This is a genomic window from Flavobacterium frigidum, assembly GCF_048286735.1.
Classification (GTDB): domain Bacteria; phylum Bacteroidota; class Bacteroidia; order Flavobacteriales; family Flavobacteriaceae; genus Flavobacterium.
This window is the reverse complement of sequence record NZ_JBLVPU010000005.1, coordinates 13,248-33,240: the sequence shown is the minus strand read 5'-3', so window position 1 is coordinate 33,240 and position 19,993 is coordinate 13,248. Positions and strand designations below refer to the sequence as shown.

The following is a 19,993-nucleotide window of genomic DNA, read 5'->3' as shown; positions in this document are numbered from 1 at the left end:
ATCATCATTTTTTAGAATTTGTAATAATAGTTGTTTTTCGAGCTGTCTTTTTAATTTGAAAATAATAAGTAAGTCCTACGCCAAATCGGAAATAATAATCATCACGTACGCCACGCTCTAAATAATCTATGGTATCACTAAAATTGATATTTTGTTCAGCGAAAGCCTTAATTCCTATTTTCGAACTGACAAGATATTCCAGTCCAGCACCGTATTGAATTTTAGAATGTCTATTCTCGAATATCTTATTCGTTCCGAAACCAAAACCTGCAAATACAAAGGGACTCAATTTATCTTTTGGCAATACCAATAGTTCCGCATTCACATCTACCGTAGCATATCCTACATCTAAAAGTCCTTTATTAGCTAGTTTAAATACGTTGAGCGAACTACTAATGCTAAAACTTGGAGTAAAAAAATATTTTAAAGCAGTTCGTCCTAATGGTCTTAACGTAGGATTGCTATAATCGCCATCTATAAGTGTTGCTCCAGCTCCAATTTCAACTGCAAATTTTGAACGTCGCTCTTGCAAATTTCTTCCAAATAAAGAGTTAGTCAGTGCTTGCTCATTTTCTTTTTCATAGTTGACTAAAGCTTCATCAATAGCTTCTGGACTTGCATCAGCCTCCCAAATGCCACCTTTTATCCCTTCAAGAACTAGTGTGCACACTGCTTTTTCAATCGCTTCGGTCACTGCCATTTGTACGGGTTCATTTGTAGTATACCCTGTTTCTACCTCTAATAATCTTTTGAAGTTAACATACTTAAAAAGGCTTTGATCGATGGCTTGCGATAATATTGTTTTCGAAATATAAACAGATTTTAAAATCTTTCCGTTAGCTGTTGATACCATTCTCAAATAAATAGTAACTCGATCTTGCCTGTATTTTACAGAGCCACCCGTACCAAAATATCGAGCACCAAAACCGCCAGTAATAATATTAGTATCATAGGATATAATGCCACCCTCTAATAAAACTCCCGCATAGAGTAAAGGTGTTATTTGTGGCACATTAGGATCTACATCTTTAGTGTATTCTTGTCTAGTAGATCGAATAAGGTTTCGTTCTTGTAGCAAATTGCCAATATTTTCTCTTTCAATAGGGATAAACCATTTGGAGTCTTCAAGCGCTTTAATTAAAATTGAAGTAGCACCCTGCGTTACAGCAGTACTAAAATTGCTACCGTTTTCTGAAGCTTTGTATTGTCCGGTTTGATCGCGAAATTTGTAAAGCCCAACTACAATTTGTTCTTTTGCTTTTGGCAATTGTTTAAGGGCTGTTGTCGCTTTCGTATTTTCACCAATAATTGCTTTTTCAACTCCAGTGGGTTGATTGTAATAGGCACCACAGCTAAATAGTGTCAAAAAAAGCAATAAATAACAATGGTTTTTACATTTCATATTATCGATTTGGTATAATTACTTGCGTTTGTTCACCTGTTTTTGTGTCTAAAATATGTACTGTTAATCCATCTGCTGAAGGATACACTTCTACTGACAAACTTCCAAATGTATACGATCCTATTTTGATGCCATCGGTGCCAAATTGCTGGCGGAACAGTGAACTTGAGATTTGACTGAGTAAAAGAGAATTTAAACTTGAAGTAAATCGTTCTAACTCTGTTTGTGATTTTTCTTTGATGGTCTTATCTGTAAATTTATTTTGAGACTCAGCAGAGCTAGCCAGCCATTGGTAATTAAAGGTGTCTCCACCAAAAGCGGGATTTTTAGGTTTATATACTAAATCTTGGGCAAGCAATGATTGTATGCCAAGAACAATAAAGGCTACTGTTACTAGTTGCTTCATGGGTACATTTTATAAATTAATATTGAGTAAAATATTTACTTTGTTTTTCAAGATTTTTTAAATGCAGGTAAGTGGCATAAATAGCTTGTTCAGCCATCTGCGATAGATATTCCTCATCTGGCCTTGTTAAAAATTCGAATATAATTTCATTTTCAATGCCGACAATTATTTTAGTATTTCTGGCAAAACTAAATTCCTCTGTAAGAACCACTATTTTTTTTGCGCTTATCTGGTAATCATGGTACAAATAATAGTACAAGTCATAGAAATCTTTACCAACTTTAGTCTTAGTCTCATCAGATATAATACCTGTCAATTCAAACCCTTCAGTTAAAAGTCGTTGAGGCTGTTCTTTTTTTTTTGTTCTCCTAGCACTACTCTGTCTTTTCCAATTAGTTGTTTATTTTCATTGTAAAAAAGTAGCAGAACAATCACTTCATCTCCCGTTGTTAAGTTAATCTGAGAAGTAGATAAATTTTTATTTTCGTTCGCATTCAATGTAAAAAAACCTTCTTGTTCATTCGTAGATTGATTGTCTGAAGTACTATTTTTTTTTATGACAGATAACTTATAAGAAAAACTTTGAACAACTTCAGACAAATTCTCTGCTGCTCCAGTCAAGGTTACAACAGACTGATTTTTCTCTATAATAATTTTTGCTTTTACCACGGTATTAGTGGTTTGTGCAAAAAAATGTAACGGACATACAAAAAATACAAGTATGCAAAGATTTTTGTAGTTGACCTTCATTTTTCTATTTATTGATAATTATAATTGCAGTTCCGGTCCCTGTCTGTCTAATTTGCATATCTCTTGATAATGAATTAGTTCCAAAACTTGTAAAACTTTGATTATTCCCTTTTTGAATTACTACGTTGTTACTAGCATAATTAGAAAAAGAAGCAAAATCATTGATTCTATTATTATTACCTTCTTGCCAAATAATATGATTGATTTCTTTGGCTTGTTTATTCAAATATATTTGGTTCTTGTCTCCCTTTTGAGTAATATCTAATTCAATATTGTTTGCTGCCAAATTAGCCTGAACGTTATTAAAGTTCCCTACTTGCCGTATTTGAACAATATTTCCAAAATTTTGACTCACTAGTACCGTACTTATAGTACTCAATTGAATGGGATTGCGTATAGGTCTGTTTTGAAACAAATCAATCGGCCTTAGCACCGCTGGATCAATTGCATTTGTTACAAAAATTTGAGCAAATGCCACCTGAAAATAGGAGAAACAAAAAATGCTACATAATAGGAATGTTTTCATGATTCTAATTTTAAATTAAAAAAGATAGGACAGCTTTTATACCAGCTGTCCTTATCTAAAAAAACCTTAATTAGTTACTTTGAATCACATTTGACATGTTACTGTTTCCTTGTTGAGAAACTGCGTTTATGTTTCCTGAGCTCGTACCTGTTTGATTTGTAAATGATTTATTAAACAAACCTTCTTGCAAAACATTATCTAAATTTTTGAAACCTTTTTGAGTTGTTTCAGCTAGATTATCTTTACCATATTGATAGTGGTTTGCCTCGTTTCTTGCAGTTAATGTAGCAACTTGTGTAGTGCTGTTTTGAGAAATCTTAGAATCATTACGCTCTCCTCCTTGACTCGTGTAGGCCAAATTGAAGTTTCCATCTTGCGTTTGACTGGCTTTGTTGTATCCGTGTGGCGAAGTTGGCACTGCTGAACTAAGAGGCACCATCATAAAGAAAGTTGATACAGCTGGAATAGGATTGTTTCCAGACGTTCCTTGATCAATTGTCGCTTTGTTGTCTTTACCAGTTTGTTTTTGCATAGCTTCATCGGCTCCAAACAATTGTGCAGTTGCTACTACAATTTCGTCCTGCCAAATGGTAGCGTCATTTCGATCACCAACTTGTTTTTGCGTCGCTTTATTGTCCCAGTTGTTTTGAGAGATGTACGCACGGTTGTCATTCCCTTTTTGATCTACGTCTGCCATGTTTTTAGCCGAAGTGTTGTTACCAGATACGATAATTTGCCCCGGATTTACACCTTGATACACAAACGCATCATTGTTGTTGATCGTTTGTTTGATCTTTGAACTCTGTGCGGTTCCAATTTGATGAACTTGTGCATTTTGTGAAGTTCCTGTTTGTCCTACCAAACTTGAATTTGCTCCAGCTACTGGGCCCGGCTGCGCATAAGATGCTGCTCCTACAAATAGCATCGCTGAGATGCTCAAAATTACTTTTTTCATAATACATATATTTAATTGGTTGTTAATACAAGTTATTATGTAGGTTTAAAAAAGTGATTTGGGGAATCTTTTTTTTAAATAATCAAACAACGACTTTTTTTATAAATCTTGTTTCAGTATTACATTTCAAAGATAGAAAAGACAAAATAAAAAAAACACGTATAAATACCTGTTTTTCAAGTTAATAGATAAATTTTCGATAAAAAGTAATTGTATATCGACAAACTACATTTTTACAAAAAAAATATAATACAACTTTACTTACATTAATATAAAAGCCATAATAAATTAACTTTTAACTAAATAATTACAATAAAATACAATAGATATTTATTAATACATGCTTAAACATTTCTTAATACAAATTAAAATCATTCAACTTTTCTCGAACATAAATACTATTTCTAAAGCGAATAAAAATGAAAAAAGCCTCTCTTTACAGAAAGGCTTTGACTCTATAATTTGAAAACATTTTACTTTGTAAACAATAATTCTCTGTATTTAGTCAAGGTCCAAAGCTCGTTATCGACTAATAATTCTAATTTATCACAATGGTTTCTGATGATTTCAAAGTATGGTTTCACAGTATTGCAGTACGCCTCAGCCATTTCTTGCGCATCTGTCAAGGTATTGGCTTTTCTTCTTTCGTCAGTCATTGCCTCTACTTTAGAATTGATTCCTTCTATATGTCCTGAAATTTCTCTAATTAAAATAATTTGTTCCTTGGCGATCGATTCAAATTCGGCTCCAAAAATATCTTTTAAACCTTTTACGTTTTCTATCAAAGTATTTTGGTAACGAATAGCTGTTGGAATTACGTGATTTTTTGAAATATCACCTAAAACTCGACCTTCAATTTGAATTTTCTTGGTGTATTCCTCCAATTCGATTTCGTAACGGGCCTCAACTTCAATGTGATTCATGATCCCCATTTCAGAAAACAAATCCAAGGCTTGTTTAGAAGCTCTAGCTTTTAAGGCTTCGGGAGTTGTTTTAAAATTGCTCAATCCTCGTTTTGCTGCTTCTACTTCCCACGCTTCGCTGTAACCATCTCCTTCAAAAAGTATATTTTTAGAAACTTTGATGTACTCACGCAACACATTGAAGATGGCATCATCTTTCTTCATGTCTTTGGATTCGATCAAAGCATCCACTTCAATTTTGAAATCTTTCAATTGTTTGGCTACTATGGTATTCAAAGTAGTCATCGCATTAGAACAATTTGCAGAAGAACCCACAGCTCTAAATTCAAATTTATTTCCTGTAAACGCAAAAGGCGAAGTCCTGTTTCTATCCGTGTTGTCTAAAAGGACATCTGGAATTTTACCTACAACGTTCAACTTCAAGTCGGTTTTTTCCTCTGGAGATAATTTCCCAGCCGTAACGCCTTCCAGCTCTGCTAAAACTTTAGTCAGTTGCTCTCCAATAAACACAGAAATAATAGCTGGGGGAGCTTCATTGGCACCTAATCTATGATCATTACTTGCTGTTGCAATTGCTCCTCTCAATAGCGCTTCATAATCATTAACTGCTTTAATGGTATTAATAAAAAACGTTAAGAACTGTAAATTGCTCATTGGGGTTTTACTTGGGCTTAACAAATTCACACCAGTATCTGTAGCCAATGACCAGTTGTTGTGCTTTCCAGAACCATTTACTCCCTTGAAAGGTTTTTCATGAAATAAAACTTTCAAATCATGACGTTCAGCTACTTTTTGCATCACATCCATCAATAAGCAGTTGTGGTCTACTGCCAAATTTGTTTCTTCAAAAATAGGAGCCAATTCAAATTGGTTAGGTGCTACTTCATTATGACGCGTTTTTACAGGGATTCCAAGCAACATACATTCTTGCTCTAAATCTCTCATATAAGTTAAAGCACGGGTCGGAATCGATCCAAAATAATGATCGTCTAGTTGTTGTCCTTTAGCAGAAGTATGTCCAAGCAGCGTTCTTCCAGTCATAATAAGATCCGGACGAGAATCTGCTAGTGATTTGTCAATCAAAAAATATTCTTGCTCCCAACCTAAAGTTGCTGTAACCTTTTTAACATTTTTGTCAAAATACTTACACACTTCTGTTGCAGCAGTATCCATAGCAGAAAGCGCTCGCAATAATGGAATTTTATTGTCTAATGCTTCGCCAGTATAAGAGATGAAAACGGTAGGAATACATAAAGTAGTTCCATATATAAAAGCTGGAGAAGTAGGATCCCAAGCAGTATATCCTCGCGCTTCAAATGTATTTCTGATACCACCATTAGGAAAACTAGAGGCATCCGGTTCTTGTTGTACCAATTGCGCACCACCAAATTTTTCTACTGGATCACTGCCATCATAGGACGTTTCAAAAAAAGCATCGTGTTTTTCTGCAGTAGTTCCCGTAAGCGGCTGAAACCAGTGTGTGTAATGTGTCACTCCTTTTGCTAGCGCCCACTCTTTCATCCCCATGGCTATATAATCTGCTAATTTTCGATCTATTTTAGTTCCATGCTGAACGGCACCTTGCACGCCTTTAAATGCATCGGAAGTTAAATACTGCTTCATGGCCTTATCGTTAAACACATTCGAACCAAAAATGGTTGATTTTCTATCGGTTTCTTCAAATTGAACAGGCTTTCTGTTTGATGCTTCTCTCAAAGCTTGGAAACGTAATGTTGGCATAGCGTGATTTTTTAATTAGTAGTTATGTGTTGGATAAAGTTCAAATATAATCAATAAAAAGCAAAAAAACATTCGGCTGACTTTATCAAATTATATTTTTTAACCCAAAATAATCTATTTTAAAAAATTTACCCCCGTTAAAAATATACTTCTCCAAAAAATAATGAACTAATTAATAAAAAATACCCCCTAATTTCTATTGATTGAAAAAATGTTTTACTTTTGCACAAGAAAATAATCACCCAGTTAATTTACATAGTTATGGCAAAAATAAAATTAGAGTACATTTGGTTAGATGGTTATGAACCAACTCAAAACCTGAGAAGCAAAACTAAAGTTGAGGAGCACGAAAACTTTAAGGGAACACTTGAAGAAATTGGAAATTGGTCTTTTGATGGATCCTCTACAAAACAAGCCGAAGGCGGTTCCTCTGATTGTTTATTGGTACCCGTAGCTATCTATCCTGATCCTACTCGCATCAATGGTTATTTAGTAATGACTGAAGTGATGAATGCTGATGGCACACCACATTCTTCAAACGGCAGAGCTACTATTGATGATGATGGTGATTTCTGGTTTGGATTTGAACAAGAGTATTTCATTATGGATACTAAAACATTGTTGCCATTAGGATTTCCTATTGGAGGTTATCCTGCTCCACAAGGTATGTACTACTGCTCTGTTGGCGGAAAAAACACACACGGAAGAGCATTAGTAGAAGAGCATGCCGACTTATGTATTGCAGCTGGGATTAACTTTGAGGGAATCAATCAAGAAGTTGCTTGTGGCCAATGGGAATTTCAATTGTTTGCGCAAGGAGCAAAAAAAGCAGGGGATGAAATTTGGATTGCTCGCTATTTATTAGATCGACTAACAGAAAAGTACGGATACTATATTGATTACCACCCAAAACCATTAGGCGATACCGATTGGAATGGCTCAGGAATGCATGCTAATTTCTCGAATGAAGTTTTAAGAACATGTGGTTCACAAGAAGTATATGAAAAAATCTGTGAAGCATTTAGACCTGTAACTGCAGAACATATTGCTGTTTATGGCGCTTACAACGATCTTCGTTTGACCGGAAAACACGAAACTGCTTCTATCCATGACTTCTCTTATGGCGTTTCTGATAGAGGTTGCTCTATTCGTATTCCATTAATGACTGTTCAAAAAGGATGGAAAGGATGGTTAGAAGATAGAAGACCTGCATCAAATGGTGATCCTTATAAAATTGCTGCCCGAATTATAAAAACGGTAAATTCTGCTTTGGTGTAACCTTCTACTACTAAAACTTAATTTCGTATTTCATAAAGTGCCTTCATAAAAGTTGGCACTTTTATTTTGTCTGTATCTTTGTAAAAAAAACTATTATCTTAGAATATTTTTCGATTTTGGCGAACCAAAAAGTATCTTTGTACTACTTAAAATAATTTGTATATGATTGTCTGGATTTGTTTTTTAGCTGCTGTGATACTTTTTCTAGCGCTTGACCTAGGAGTTTTTAACAAAACACCTCACATTATCAGTTCTAAAGAAGCGGGAAAATGGACCGCAATATGGGTTGCTTTATCCTTTATGTTCTCTGGCGTGATCTATTGGCTTTATGGGACAAGTTATATTGCTAATCCCGATTTATTGAGGCCTAGCACAGCATCTATTAAATTCATTACAGGTTATTTGATCGAATTATCGCTGAGCGTAGACAACATATTTGTTATAGCGATTATATTCTCAGCTTTTAAAATTCCACAAAAATACCAACATCGTGTTTTATTCTGGGGCATTTTAGGGGCGATCGTTTTCAGAGGATTAATGATCTTTTTTGGAGTGCTACTTATAAATAAATTTTCATGGACCACGTATATCTTTGGTGCTTTCCTAGTGTATACTGCGATGAAAATGTTGTTCAGTGGCGATGATGAACAATTTCAACCTAAAAAGTCTTTTGTATATAGAAGTCTAAAAAAAATAATACCGATCTCCAATCACATTGACGAGGAGCATTTTTTTGTAAAAAGACGACATATTACTGCTGCAACACCATTATTTGTTGCACTTGTGGTTATTGAAGTAATGGATGTTGTTTTTGCTATAGACAGTGTTCCTGCAATATTAGCCATAACAAATGATCCGTTTTTAGTCTTTAGTTCTAATATTTTTGCCATTTTAGGATTGAGATCTATGTATTTCTTTTTGGCTAACATGCTGGCAAAATTCAGTTATTTAGAATACAGCCTAATCGCTATTTTAAGCTTTGTTGGGTTAAAAATGCTATTACATGACTTTATAGAAATGCCAGAATGGGTTTCTCTTGCTTTTATTGCGTTATCTCTTATTACGGGGATTATAGTTTCTCTTAGAAAAGCCAGTAAAGAAGTACAATAAAATTCAAAAAATAAATAAAACAAAAAAGGGAAATCATGAGATTTCCCTTTTTTATACATTTTGTTAATTAAAAATTAATCTTTTGAATTTGGCTTTCACTAATTTTTAATGCAGAAATTACTGCTTCGTAATTATCTTTATCTATTAAATTAATAAGATTTACTGGAACAATTACTATCCTAAAAGTTTGATTATCCAAGTATTGAGGCGTCAATTCCAAATTGTAATTTCCATCAACTCTGATAAAAAAATCCTCTTTACTAAAATCAAAATCATAATCTAACTCCCCTCTCGAATTAAAAATTGTTCTAGGAATTGACTGCCATATTGGAGCGTTAGAATTAGTTACACCAATCAATCTGTACATTAAAACAACATCGGAGGAATAAATATTAGACCCAATAGTAGAATTAAAGTTTCTTGAAATGAAATATCCCTCGTCTAAATTATAACCAAAATCAACATTACGAAGTTCAAATGCTTCGCTAATTGTGTCATTGTCAGCAGTATCATTTACTTCATTTACTTCACAACTTTGTAGTGCCACCATCCCGATGAAAACTAAAATTAAGGTAATTTTTTTCATTCTTTATCGTTTTATAATTTATATAAAAAATACTAACCATTAATTGTGCCAAAATTTATTTTAAAAAATAATGTACTTTTGATAAATGGAAAAAGAACTTAAATTATACATGCTAATGCTAGGCTGCACACCGGCAGGACGACTTACGGAGCAACATGATATTTTTTTCGGAATTGGAAAATCCTTAAAAGATTTAATCCCACAGATTAAAAATTTTTGGCCTGAAGCCAAAGGAAAACTTCATATTGATGCTTGGCGCGAAGTATCTGTTGTGGACGATTTTACTATTGAAGTCGTTTCTAAAAATACGCCAACAAATCCTTCATTAGCACAATTGTTTTTTATCAATTTAGGTGGCTATAAAGAAAATGAATTTGAAGAATACCATTATAAAATGCTGGCTGTAGCCAATAAACTTGCCTTGGCAACTAAAAAATCTAAAGCAACTGCTTTTTACAAACATTGCGGTTTTAAAGGAGCCGAATCGCACCTTGACGAGAAATACGGAATCGATATAGACGATAGCTATAAAGTTGTCGATATACTACCTGAGGAATTTAAAGCGCTATATACTTTAAAAATTACAAAATCAGAAGTTCCACTAAAAGAAAACCCTTTGCATATTGGTTATTTCCAACTTAAAAAATTATAAAATAATTGAAACCAATATTTTGAACAAACCATAAAAAAACCTTTCATTGCTGAAAGGTTTTTTAAATTCTTAAGATCCCGCCCAAAAGCGGGATAAGCGATTCATACTTTTTTTTTTCAAAGAAAATGGCTCTCAGCTTACATGTTTCTTCGATACTGTCCGCCTACTTCAAATAAAGCAGATGTAATTTGCCCCAAAGAGCACACTTTTGTAGCTTCCATCAAGTGTTCGAATAAATTTTCGTTCTTAATCGCTGCTTCTTGTATCGCATTTAGTTGTTGATTCACTTTATCCTGATTAGATTGATGCAAATTATTCAACATATCTATTTGGTATTGTTTTTCTTCCTCGGTAGCACGAATTACTTCGGCTGGAATTACGGTTGGAGAACCTTTAGAACTTAAGAATGTATTTACACCAATAATTGGGAATTCACCGGTATGTTTCAATGTTTCATAATACAAACTTTCTTCCTGAATTTTACTTCTTTGGTACATTGTTTCCATAGCGCCTAAAACACCACCACGCTCTGTAATTCTGTCAAATTCTAGTAAAACGGCTGCTTCTACCAAATCAGTTAATTCTTCGATGATAAAAGCACCTTGAATTGGGTTTTCATTTTTGGCCAAACCTAATTCTTTATTAATAATCAATTGAATCGCCATTGCACGACGCACTGATTCTTCGGTAGGAGTCGTAATTGCTTCATCATACGCATTGGTATGCAACGAATTACAGTTGTCATAAATCGCATACAACGCCTGCAAAGTCGTACGAATGTCATTGAAATCAATTTCTTGTGCGTGAAGTGAACGACCTGATGTTTGAATATGGTATTTCAACATTTGAGCACGTTCGTTAGCACCGTATTTATTTTTCATGGCTTTCGCCCAAATTTTACGCGCTACACGTCCAATTACTGCATATTCTGGATCAACACCATTCGAAAAGAAAAACGATAAATTTGGTCCAAAATCATTGATGTTCATACCACGACTCAAATAGTATTCTACATAAGTAAAACCATTTGAAAGTGTAAATGCCAATTGCGTTATTGGATTTGCTCCCGCTTCGGCAATGTGATATCCTGAAATAGAAACCGAATAAAAATTTCTAACATTTTTAGTTATGAAATATTCTTGAACATCACCCATTAATCGTAGGGCAAATTCAGTAGAGAAAATACAAGTATTTTGCGCCTGATCTTCTTTTAAAATATCAGCTTGAACGGTTCCACGTACTTGTGATAAAGTTCTTGTCTTGATTTCATTGTAAACATCAGCTGGCAAAACTTGATCTCCAGTAACACCTAAAAGCATTAGACCTAAACCATTGTTTCCCGCTGGCAAATCGCCTTGATAGTGTGGTCTGTCTATTCCCTTTTCGATATAAATTTGTTTGATTTTTTCGGCGACATCTGCTTCTAGCTCATTATTAGCTATGTACAACTCACATTGTTGATCAATTGCAGCATTCATGAAAAACCCAAGCAACATTGGCGCTGGACCGTTAATAGTCATACTCACTGAAGTCATGGCATGCACCAAATCGAAACCAGAATATAATTTTTTAGCATCATCCAAACAACAAATCGAAACTCCGGCATTCCCGATTTTTCCATAAATATCAGGACGTACATGTGGATCGTTTCCGTATAAAGTCACGCTATCAAAAGCAGTTGACAAACGTTTTGCTGGCAATCCTGCACTCACATAATGAAAGCGTTTGTTGGTTCTTTCCGGTCCGCCTTCTCCAGCAAACATTCGAGAAGGATCTTCTCCTTCACGCTTGAACGGATATAAACCGGCAGTAAACGGAAATTCTCCTGGAACATTTTCCTGCAAACACCAACGTAAAATATCGCCCCAAGCTTTGTACTTTGGCAATGCAATTTTTGGAATTTGCGAATGCGAAAGTGACTCGGTGTGTGTCGCCATTTTTATTTCACGGTCACGAACTTTAAAAGTGTACACTGGATTTTTGTACTTATTTACTTTTTCGTTCCAAGTCAAAATGATTTCCCAATTGTAGGGATCCAAATCCATTTTTACTTTTTCAAACTGGTTGAGTAGTAGATTTAAGAATATTTTATCCTCAGCTGTGCCCGATTTTTCTAATTCTAAAGCAGTTGGTAAAACCGAATCCTCATTTATTCCTGCTTTGTTAATTTCGGGAACTTTACCAGAAACCGTCTCTAACGTTTTGAAAATTCCATATAATTTTTGCGCCACTTGTTCTTGGCTAACTGCTGAAACGTCGTATTTTCTGTTGCTCTCAGCAATTTCAGACAAGTAGCGTGTTCTGTGTGGCGGAATAACGAAAATTTTCTCGCTCATTTCACGCGTGATTTGGAACGTTGATTTCAAATCAGAATTCGTTTTTTCATGGACTTTATCCATAATCGCTTTGTAGAGCGTATTCATTCCCGGATCATTGAACTGTGACGCAATGGTCCCAAAAACCGGAAGTGTGTCTAAATTCACATCCCATAAATTATGGTTGCGTTGGTATTGTTTTTTTACATCACGCAAAGCGTCAAGAGAACCGCGTTTATCAAATTTATTGATAGCAACTAAATCAGCAAAATCAAGCATGTCGATTTTTTCCAATTGGGTTGCAGCACCAAATTCCGGTGTCATTACGTATAAAGAAACATCCGAATGGTCCATAATTTCCGTATCGGATTGTCCAATTCCAGAAGTCTCCAAGATGATGATATCATAATTTGCCGCTTTAATCACTTGAATCGCATCGGCAACATATTTAGATAAAGCTAGATTGGATTGACGTGTTGCTAACGAACGCATGTAAACGCGAGGATTATTGATGGCATTCATTCGGATTCTATCGCCTAATAATGCACCACCTGTTTTACGTTTAGATGGATCTACAGATATTAATCCGATGGTTTTTTCTGGGAAATCAATTAAAAAACGACGTACTAATTCATCTACAAGAGATGATTTTCCTGAGCCACCAGTTCCCGTAATTCCCAATACTGGAATTGTGCTGTTTTTATTCTTTTTTTGGATAGCCTCCAAAGTTTTTGCCGCAACATCCGGAAAATTTTCAGCTGCTGATATGATTCTGGCGATAGCCGTTGGATTTTTCAACTCTAATTGGTCCAACTCATTTGTTAATTTATCTCCAGTAGGAAAATCTGATTGTTGCACCAAGTCATTAATCATACCCTGCAATCCCATGGCGCGTCCGTCATCTGGAGCATAAATTCTGGTGATTCCGTACGCTTGTAATTCGGCTATTTCTGAAGGCAGAATTACGCCACCTCCACCGCCAAAAATCTTGATTTGGCCCGCTCCTTTTTCTTGAAGCAAGTCATACATGTACTTAAAATATTCGTTATGTCCTCCTTGATAGGAAGTTATGGCAATAGCATTTGCATCTTCTTGGATTGCTGTATTCACTACTTCTTCTACACTTCGGTCGTGGCCAAGGTGAATCACCTCAACTCCTGTAGACTGAATAATTCTACGCATAATGTTGATAGCGGCATCATGACCGTCAAAAAGCGCTGCAGCTGTAACAATTCTTACTTTATTGTTAGGGATATATGGTATTTGTTGTTCCATTTTATGAATATGATAATTTAAGCCTGCAATTTACAATTTTATTTTAAAAATCATTTGTTGTTGCTCCTTGTTGTTCGTAAATAAGGGAAGATTTTGTTGTCTAGCCCAGATTGTGGCGGCATCCCCCGCTTTTTTCTAGCGGGGATATAGCGTAAAGCGGGACAGATTATGATTAAAACACCATAATTACTGCTCCAAAATATTAGTTGGCTTTATTTTTGAATAAGTTGTATTTTTACAAATGCCATTTGGCGATTTAATGAATACCTAATTTACGATGAAAAAAATTATTATTGTACTAGTAGCGGTTTCGCTCTCCAGTTGCGCCGAAATGCAACAAGTAATGAATCAGTTTCCGCAAACGCAAGGGATAGGAGGTCTTGATATTGCTGGAGGATTAAAGGAAGCACTAAACAACGGGATTTCGAAACAAGTATCAAAATTGACAGCTACCGATGGTTTTTTTCGAAATGAGGCAGTGAAAATTTTATTGCCAGAAGAACTAAGAAAAGTGGATGCTGGTTTGCGTAGAATTGGATTAAGCTCATTAGCGGACGAAGGTTTGAAAGTATTGAATCGCGCTGCTGAAGATGCTGTGAAGGAAGCGACTCCCATATTTGTTGACGCCGTAAGAAATATGACATTTAATGATGCACGAACTATTTTGATGGGGAATCAAAGTTCAGCAACAACGTACTTACAAAATAGCACTACTACTGCTTTATACGGAAAATTTAATCCTGTAATTAAAAATTCATTCACAAAAGTAGGTGCAGATAAGGTTTGGAGTAACATTATTACCAAATACAATAGCATTCCGCTAGTGAATAAAGTGAATCCTGATTTGACTGATTATGTGACCAATCAAGCGTTAAATGGAGTTTTTAAGATGGTTGCTGTCGAGGAAAAAAATATTAGAACAAATTTGAGTGCTAGAACTTCGGTGCTGTTGCAAAAGGTATTTGCTATACAGGATGCAAAATAAAGTATTTAGTGAGTTATTTTTTGGATGACTTATCAAGTTGCTACGTAGTATTAAAACTAAATAATAGAGGTTAATTTCCTACTATTTTAATTCTCTAAAAAAAATACAACAACTGCAATGTGCTAAACCTTAACGTATATCCAACAAAGTAATAACAAAATCTTAACAACAAAACTTGATCCTCTAAACTACCTTTGTAGGGTAATAAACTGGTTATTTATTATTTTGGTTTTGGTTAGTTAAAGAATTGCCTGCATTTTTTAATGCAGGCAATTTTTATTTAGCTGTGTTTATAAAAGAAAGAACCGCATCATTGAAAGCATTTGGTTGCTCCACATTGACTACATGTCCACAATTTGCTATGACAAATAGCTTTGATGATTTATAATGATTCTCTACGACCTTACGTACAGATGGCAAAAACATATAATCCTCTTCGCCCATTACATACAAAGTAGGAATATTCAATTCTACTTGGCGGAACCATTTTAATACGGGATTTATTTCGGCTGTCAATTTAAACCATTTAATAAACTCTTTTTGATATAATTTTTTTGCCTCGTTGATAAAAAGAACACGCGATTGCTTGTGACTTTTTTTGGGCATGATTACAAACGCAAAAAATTTATATAACACCAAATATGGTAAGACATATTTAAACATGTTTCCCAGGCGCATTAATACTTGAGAACGGAAATTCATTTTCAGTATGGCTCCGCCCAAAATCATGCTTTGTACACGTTCAGGGTACATTTCTGCCAATTGCCTTATGAGGATTGTACCTAATGAGATCCCAACAAAATGTGATTTTTTTATTTCTAGAAAATCTAAGACTTCAAGAATATCATTGGCTAAGGCCGAAAAAGTATATTTCTGTTTGAACGCCGTTTTTAAAGTGGTTTTAGAATCTCCGTGACCCCGTAAATCCAATAACAATACATTGTATTGTTTCTTGAAATCACGTATTTGTTTAAACCATATAGAAGAGCTTCCACCGGCTCCATGGACAAAAGTGACCCATTGATCGCTATTTTTATTTTCGTAAATGGTGTAATTAATCACTTAATTTTTTTTGTAAAAATAGGACTTTAATTTTAAATCTCAATCGCAACAAAAAATATTGCACTTTTAAAAGTTGTAAGCTGTTCATTTGCAAAAAAATCACGCCAAAGTAAGGATTATTGCAAGGTAAAAATGAAATAGAGAAGCTTAAACCAGAATATCAAATGCACACGGAGGTGATTTTAATACCGTAAAAAACACCACAAGAGTGCAATGTTTATGGAAAATTGATTTAAAAGAATGTGAATTATAATTTTTGATGCATTTTTTTAAAGTAGTCAAACGCTTTTAAAAGCCTGCTACCATGCCACGAAAACATTTCTCCATCTACAAAAATAGTTTTAGCATGATGGGTATGACTGCCAATTTCGAAAGCATCTCCTTCTTTAAATGGAAACGGTTCCGATGACAGGAAAACCAAATCAGGATCACCCTCTAAACGTATTTTTTTGAGTTCGATTTCTGGATAACGTCCTTTATTCTCATAGATATTCTGAAAGTGGTTCAGTTTAAGCAATTCATTGATAAAAGTATCCGATCCAGCAACCATGAAAGGGTTTTTCCAGATAAAATACGCTACTTTTTTTACCGGCATGTCTTTGATGAAGTTTTTAAAATCACTCCAAGCAAAATCTATTTTATCATTCCATTTTTGCGATTCGGTTCTACAATTAAAGAGTTGACCAAAGTCGGTTATCATCTTGAAGTTATCTTCGATCGTGATGATATTGGTCACCCAAACAGGACAAATTTTCTTCAATTCGGCTACTATTTCAAGGGTGTTTTCTTCCTTGTTACAAATAATGATATCCGGCTGCAACAATCTAATTTTCTCGACATGCACTTTCTTGGTACCGCCAACAATTTTCTTAATCGATTTAAAATGATACGGATGCACACAAAACTTGGTAATCCCAATAATACGGTCTTCTAAACCTAAATCATACAATAATTCCGTTTGCGAGGGAACTAGTGAAATAATGCGCTTGGGCGAAGTTTCAAATGAATGGGAAGTGCCTATTTGATCGATTAGAGTTTTTTGTTTCAAGTTTAAAGTTTAAAGTTCATATTATTAAAACATAAATTAGTAGTTTTTTAACCATTAAGAAATTAAGAAAATTAAGCTTTAAGAGAATTTCTTAATGGATTAAAAAAGTCCCAGTTTACCATTCTTCCCATTTAAAACTTAGACTTTAAACTTAACACTAATAATCGCTTCCATTTCTTGTTGCATTTTCAAGGCTTCTGCTCTTGCTTTTTCTGCAAAATCAATTCCATTTGAAGCGTAAATAATGCCTCTTGAAGAGTTGATTAATAATCCTATAGTGTCGTTCATCCCATATTTACAAACTTCAGACAAGCTACCTCCTTGCGCTCCTACACCCGGAACGAGCAAGAAACTATCGGGAACAATTTTCCTAATTTCAGTAAAATATTCGGCTTTTGTCGCACCAACTACATACATTAGGTTTTGGGCATTCTTCCATGATTTAGAAGTTTCTAAAACCTGTTTGTATAATTCCTGACCTACAGCGCCTTCTGAAGTTGTGGATAAAGTCTGGAAATCGAATGCACCTTCGTTAGACGTTAAAGCCAACATAATTGTGTGTTTATTTTCGAATGCTAAAAAAGGTTCTACCGAATCTTTCCCCATGTAAGGAGCCACAGTTATGCTATCAAAATTCAAATCTTCAAAAAAAGCTTTGGCATACATAGATGAAGTATTGCCAATATCGCCGCGTTTAGCATCCGCAATCGTGAAGATTTCAGGGTAATTTTCGTTGATGTACTGAATCGTTTTTTGCAAAGACATCCAGCCTTTTATTCCATAAGCTTCATAAAACGCAGTATTAGGTTTGTACGATACCGCAAGGTCATGGGTGGCCTCAATTATGGCTTTATTGAATTCAAAAATGGGGTCTTCCAGCTGCAGTAAATGTGGTGGAATTTTATTCAAATCAACATCTAATCCTATACAGAGAAATGATTTTTTGGTTTTGATTTGATCAATGAGTTGTAGTGTAGTCATGATTTTAGTTGTGTGAGACAAATTTATGAAAAAACTACGAAAGGATTGGCCATTTCCCAACATAAAAACTTTAGAAAATTAGAAAAAAAACACAGACGGAGCATGCCAAAAAAATTCCTCACTGCAAAAAAAATCTACCTCTCAATTCTGTTCTAATTTCGAAATAAATTGATTTTCAATATAATAAATGTGAATTATACAAGGAAAATAAAGTATTATGTAACAAAAAAAATCTAGTGCTGAACCACCTTTGCAAAGTTAATAAAACAATATAAAATCATAAAATGAAAAACTTTACACTAGCAGCCTTTATCTTGGCAACCACAATTTCTTTTGCAAATGAAAACGAAAAAATCAATCCAGTTGCAATTTCAAAAAAACAAAAACTTGAAATCAGCAAATCGACTGATAAAACAGTATATTTTTGGGAAGTAAGCACAACTACTGGTTCAGCAAGTGGCTATGCAATGTCAGAAGCACAAGCTTTAAAAACAATCAAATTAATGGGAACAAATGACTTGGTAACTTATAGAATCATTGAAGCCTACAAATAGTATTTAAAACTAAATATAGGCTTCATTGCTTATTTTTTTATAAAAATTCTCTTTCAGATCCCGAGTATTGCAAAAAAAAGTGAAACGAATTTCACTTTTTTTTATTTAAAATACCTCGCTAGCCTCTTTCAATTTTTCCATGTTATTGACTAATGCCAACTCATCTACAATTTTCTGAATGTCACCATTCATGATATTTCCTAAATCGTACAACGTCAAACCTACACGATGATCGGTAACGCGACCTTGTGCATAGTTGTAGGTACGAATTTTAGCTGAACGGTCACCAGAACTTACCTGAGAAGTACGTTTGGTAGCATCTTCAGCTTGTTTTTTAGCTAATTCCTGTTCGTACAAACGGGAACGCAATACGCCAAAAGCTTTATCTTTATTCTTGTGTTGTGATTTCTGATCTTGGCATTGCGCCACTAATCCTGTTGGAATGTGTGTCAAACGAACCGCTGATTTCGTTGTATTTACTGATTGTCCTCCAGGTCCTGATGAACAAAAGAAATCGACACGCACATCATTCATATCAATTTGAACATCAAATTCCTCTGCTTCTGGTAATACCATAACGGTTGCTGCTGAAGTGTGCACACGACCTTGAGTTTCTGTTTGTGGTACTCGTTGTACGCGATGTACACCCGCTTCAAACTTCAAAGTTCCATAAACATCTTCGCCAGTTACTTCAAAAATAACCTCTTTAAATCCACCTGAAGTTCCTTCGTTCATATCTACCACAGAAGTTCTCCACCCTTGATTTTCGCAATATTTGGTATACATACGGAACAAATCCCCTGCAAAAATACTCGCTTCATCCCCACCTGTTCCAGCACGAATTTCTACCATAACATTCTTGGCATCTTCTGGATCTTTTGGAATCAACATAAATTTGATTTCATCCTCTAATTCTGGTAATCTTTCCTTTGCTTCTTCGAGTTGCATTTTGGCCATTTCGGTCATATCTGCATCACTGTTATCGGCTATAATTTCGTTGGCTTCCTCAATATTTGCCATAATCAGCACGTACTCATCACGCTTCTCGGCCAATGCTTTTAAATTTTTGTACTCTTGATTCAATTGCACATAACGCTTTTGATCGGAAATCACATCCGGCTGTATAATCAAATCCGAAATCTCATCGAAACGTTGTTTTACTATTTGAAGTCTATCTAACATTTTGTTATCCCTTTTATTTGGAGTGCAAATTTACGAAATTTTTGTTTAAAGTGGTCGGTTTCAAGTTGAGATTGTAATCCGAGTTTTTTATAGGTTTTTTTCTAAATATTTTTACACTTCAAAAGTGCTATAAACCTTTTTTATGGATCAAATTAAAGATAATACTTTGGCGAAATGATTGAAAATTGTCAGTCTTTGAATAAAGTAAGTGATGATTTATAAGCCTATGAACTTATCTACTTTGTCTTTTGCATTTATGAATT

General features: G+C 34.7%; 18 protein-coding genes. 5 read left to right on the top strand and 13 right to left on the bottom strand.

Annotation, left to right across the window (positions count from 1 at the left end):
* Nucleotides 1-4: 4 nt before the first annotated feature.
* From ACNQGO_RS04495 to ACNQGO_RS04465, 7 genes are all read right to left on the bottom strand, one after another.
* On the bottom strand, nt 5-1,402 hold the full coding sequence (locus tag ACNQGO_RS04495; RefSeq protein ID WP_417978989.1) for a CsgG/HfaB family protein: 1,398 nt from the start codon (nt 1,400-1,402) through the stop codon (nt 5-7).
* A 1-nt stretch (nt 1,403) separates the two neighbouring features.
* Nucleotides 1,404-1,808 carry a curli assembly protein CsgF gene (locus tag ACNQGO_RS04490; protein WP_417978988.1) on the bottom strand — a complete coding sequence of 135 codons (405 nt, stop codon included), beginning with the start codon at nt 1,806-1,808 and terminating at the stop codon, nt 1,404-1,406.
* A 16-nt stretch (nt 1,809-1,824) separates the two neighbouring features.
* On the bottom strand, nt 1,825-2,124 hold the full coding sequence (locus ACNQGO_RS04485; protein ID WP_309760055.1) for a CsgE family curli-type amyloid fiber assembly protein: 300 nt from the start codon (nt 2,122-2,124) through the stop codon (nt 1,825-1,827).
* Nucleotides 2,125-2,138: 14 nt separating this feature from the next.
* Entirely contained in the window at nt 2,139-2,558 is a 420-nt protein-coding gene (locus ACNQGO_RS04480; RefSeq protein WP_417978987.1) for a hypothetical protein, read from the bottom strand.
* 4 nt (nt 2,559-2,562) lie between these two features.
* The gene (locus ACNQGO_RS04475) at nt 2,563-3,084 is read right to left on the bottom strand and encodes a hypothetical protein (RefSeq protein WP_417978986.1); all 522 of its coding nucleotides are present in this window, start codon (nt 3,082-3,084) and stop codon (nt 2,563-2,565) included.
* Nucleotides 3,085-3,154: 70 nt separating this feature from the next.
* Complete coding sequence (locus ACNQGO_RS04470) at nt 3,155-4,039, bottom strand: hypothetical protein (protein WP_417978985.1); 885 nt, start codon at nt 4,037-4,039, stop codon at nt 3,155-3,157.
* Nucleotides 4,040-4,512: 473 nt separating this feature from the next.
* Nucleotides 4,513-6,702, bottom strand: a complete 2,190-nt coding sequence (locus ACNQGO_RS04465) for a glutamine synthetase III family protein (RefSeq protein WP_417946293.1) — start codon at nt 6,700-6,702, stop codon at nt 4,513-4,515.
* Between the two features lie 261 nt (nt 6,703-6,963).
* Between ACNQGO_RS04465 and ACNQGO_RS04460 the strand changes: the two genes are divergently transcribed.
* Together ACNQGO_RS04460 and ACNQGO_RS04455 are read left to right on the top strand one after the other, a co-directional pair.
* Complete coding sequence (locus ACNQGO_RS04460) at nt 6,964-7,980, top strand: glutamine synthetase beta-grasp domain-containing protein (RefSeq protein WP_417968750.1); 1,017 nt, start codon at nt 6,964-6,966, stop codon at nt 7,978-7,980.
* Between the two features lie 162 nt (nt 7,981-8,142).
* The gene (locus ACNQGO_RS04455) at nt 8,143-9,090 is read left to right on the top strand and encodes a TerC family protein (protein WP_417984397.1); all 948 of its coding nucleotides are present in this window, start codon (nt 8,143-8,145) and stop codon (nt 9,088-9,090) included.
* Nucleotides 9,091-9,157: 67 nt separating this feature from the next.
* Here ACNQGO_RS04455 and ACNQGO_RS04450 read toward each other — a convergent pair whose 3' ends face one another.
* Complete coding sequence (locus ACNQGO_RS04450) at nt 9,158-9,676, bottom strand: hypothetical protein (RefSeq protein ID WP_417948294.1); 519 nt, start codon at nt 9,674-9,676, stop codon at nt 9,158-9,160.
* Nucleotides 9,677-9,761: 85 nt separating this feature from the next.
* Between ACNQGO_RS04450 and ACNQGO_RS04445 the strand changes: the two genes are divergently transcribed.
* Complete coding sequence (locus ACNQGO_RS04445; protein WP_417984395.1) at nt 9,762-10,328, top strand: DUF1543 domain-containing protein; 567 nt, start codon at nt 9,762-9,764, stop codon at nt 10,326-10,328.
* 137 nt (nt 10,329-10,465) lie between these two features.
* On the opposite strand, the gene ACNQGO_RS04440 is transcribed toward ACNQGO_RS04445, so the two are convergent.
* Entirely contained in the window at nt 10,466-13,918 is a 3,453-nt protein-coding gene (locus ACNQGO_RS04440; RefSeq protein ID WP_417984393.1) for a methylmalonyl-CoA mutase family protein, read from the bottom strand.
* Nucleotides 13,919-14,195: 277 nt separating this feature from the next.
* On the opposite strand from ACNQGO_RS04440, the gene ACNQGO_RS04435 reads away from it, so the two are divergent.
* Nucleotides 14,196-14,903 (top strand): DUF4197 domain-containing protein, encoded by a 708-nt coding sequence (locus tag ACNQGO_RS04435; protein ID WP_417984391.1) that lies wholly within the window; start codon nt 14,196-14,198, stop codon nt 14,901-14,903.
* Nucleotides 14,904-15,179: 276 nt separating this feature from the next.
* On the opposite strand, the gene ACNQGO_RS04430 is transcribed toward ACNQGO_RS04435, so the two are convergent.
* The 3 genes from ACNQGO_RS04430 to pyrF all read right to left on the bottom strand — a co-directional run bounded on the left by ACNQGO_RS04430 (nt 15,180) and on the right by pyrF (nt 17,994).
* A complete protein-coding gene (locus ACNQGO_RS04430; protein WP_417984390.1) occupies nt 15,180-15,965 on the bottom strand; it encodes an alpha/beta fold hydrolase in 786 nt (261 codons plus the stop codon).
* Between the two features lie 247 nt (nt 15,966-16,212).
* A complete protein-coding gene (locus tag ACNQGO_RS04425; RefSeq protein ID WP_417984388.1) occupies nt 16,213-17,013 on the bottom strand; it encodes an ABC transporter substrate-binding protein in 801 nt (266 codons plus the stop codon).
* A gap of 138 nt (nt 17,014-17,151) precedes the next feature.
* Entirely contained in the window at nt 17,152-17,994 is an 843-nt protein-coding gene (pyrF, locus tag ACNQGO_RS04420; RefSeq protein WP_417984386.1) for an orotidine-5'-phosphate decarboxylase, read from the bottom strand.
* 284 nt (nt 17,995-18,278) lie between these two features.
* Between pyrF and ACNQGO_RS04415 the strand changes: the two genes are divergently transcribed.
* Nucleotides 18,279-18,548: a hypothetical protein gene (locus ACNQGO_RS04415; RefSeq protein WP_417978977.1), complete on the top strand. Its 270-nt coding sequence runs from the start codon at nt 18,279-18,281 to the stop codon at nt 18,546-18,548.
* 105 nt (nt 18,549-18,653) lie between these two features.
* Here the strand turns inward: ACNQGO_RS04415 and prfA are convergent, their stop codons facing one another.
* Nucleotides 18,654-19,730 (bottom strand): peptide chain release factor 1, encoded by a 1,077-nt coding sequence (prfA, locus tag ACNQGO_RS04410; RefSeq protein WP_309755656.1) that lies wholly within the window; start codon nt 19,728-19,730, stop codon nt 18,654-18,656.
* Between the last annotated feature and the right edge of the window lie 263 nt (nt 19,731-19,993).

Excerpts from the sequence above, each read along its gene's own strand:
- ACNQGO_RS04495 (WP_417978989.1), bottom strand. The coding sequence starts at position 1,402 with ATGAAATGTAAAAACCATTGTTATTTATTGCTTTTTTTGACACTATTT.
- ACNQGO_RS04490 (WP_417978988.1), bottom strand. The coding sequence starts at position 1,808 with ATGAAGCAACTAGTAACAGTAGCCTTTATTGTTCTTGGCATACAATCA.
- ACNQGO_RS04480 (WP_417978987.1), bottom strand. The coding sequence starts at position 2,558 with ATGAAGGTCAACTACAAAAATCTTTGCATACTTGTATTTTTTGTATGT.
- ACNQGO_RS04475 (WP_417978986.1), bottom strand. The coding sequence starts at position 3,084 with ATGAAAACATTCCTATTATGTAGCATTTTTTGTTTCTCCTATTTTCAG.
- ACNQGO_RS04470 (WP_417978985.1), bottom strand. The coding sequence starts at position 4,039 with ATGAAAAAAGTAATTTTGAGCATCTCAGCGATGCTATTTGTAGGAGCA.
- ACNQGO_RS04465 (WP_417946293.1), bottom strand. The coding sequence starts at position 6,702 with ATGCCAACATTACGTTTCCAAGCTTTGAGAGAAGCATCAAACAGAAAG.
- ACNQGO_RS04460 (WP_417968750.1), top strand. The coding sequence starts at position 6,964 with ATGGCAAAAATAAAATTAGAGTACATTTGGTTAGATGGTTATGAACCA.
- ACNQGO_RS04455 (WP_417984397.1), top strand. The coding sequence starts at position 8,143 with ATGATTGTCTGGATTTGTTTTTTAGCTGCTGTGATACTTTTTCTAGCG.
- ACNQGO_RS04450 (WP_417948294.1), bottom strand. The coding sequence starts at position 9,676 with ATGAAAAAAATTACCTTAATTTTAGTTTTCATCGGGATGGTGGCACTA.
- ACNQGO_RS04445 (WP_417984395.1), top strand. The coding sequence starts at position 9,762 with ATGGAAAAAGAACTTAAATTATACATGCTAATGCTAGGCTGCACACCG.
- ACNQGO_RS04440 (WP_417984393.1), bottom strand. The coding sequence starts at position 13,918 with ATGGAACAACAAATACCATATATCCCTAACAATAAAGTAAGAATTGTT.
- ACNQGO_RS04435 (WP_417984391.1), top strand. The coding sequence starts at position 14,196 with ATGAAAAAAATTATTATTGTACTAGTAGCGGTTTCGCTCTCCAGTTGC.
- pyrF (WP_417984386.1), bottom strand. The coding sequence starts at position 17,994 with ATGACTACACTACAACTCATTGATCAAATCAAAACCAAAAAATCATTT.
- ACNQGO_RS04415 (WP_417978977.1), top strand. The coding sequence starts at position 18,279 with ATGAAAAACTTTACACTAGCAGCCTTTATCTTGGCAACCACAATTTCT.
- prfA (WP_309755656.1), bottom strand. The coding sequence starts at position 19,730 with ATGTTAGATAGACTTCAAATAGTAAAACAACGTTTCGATGAGATTTCG.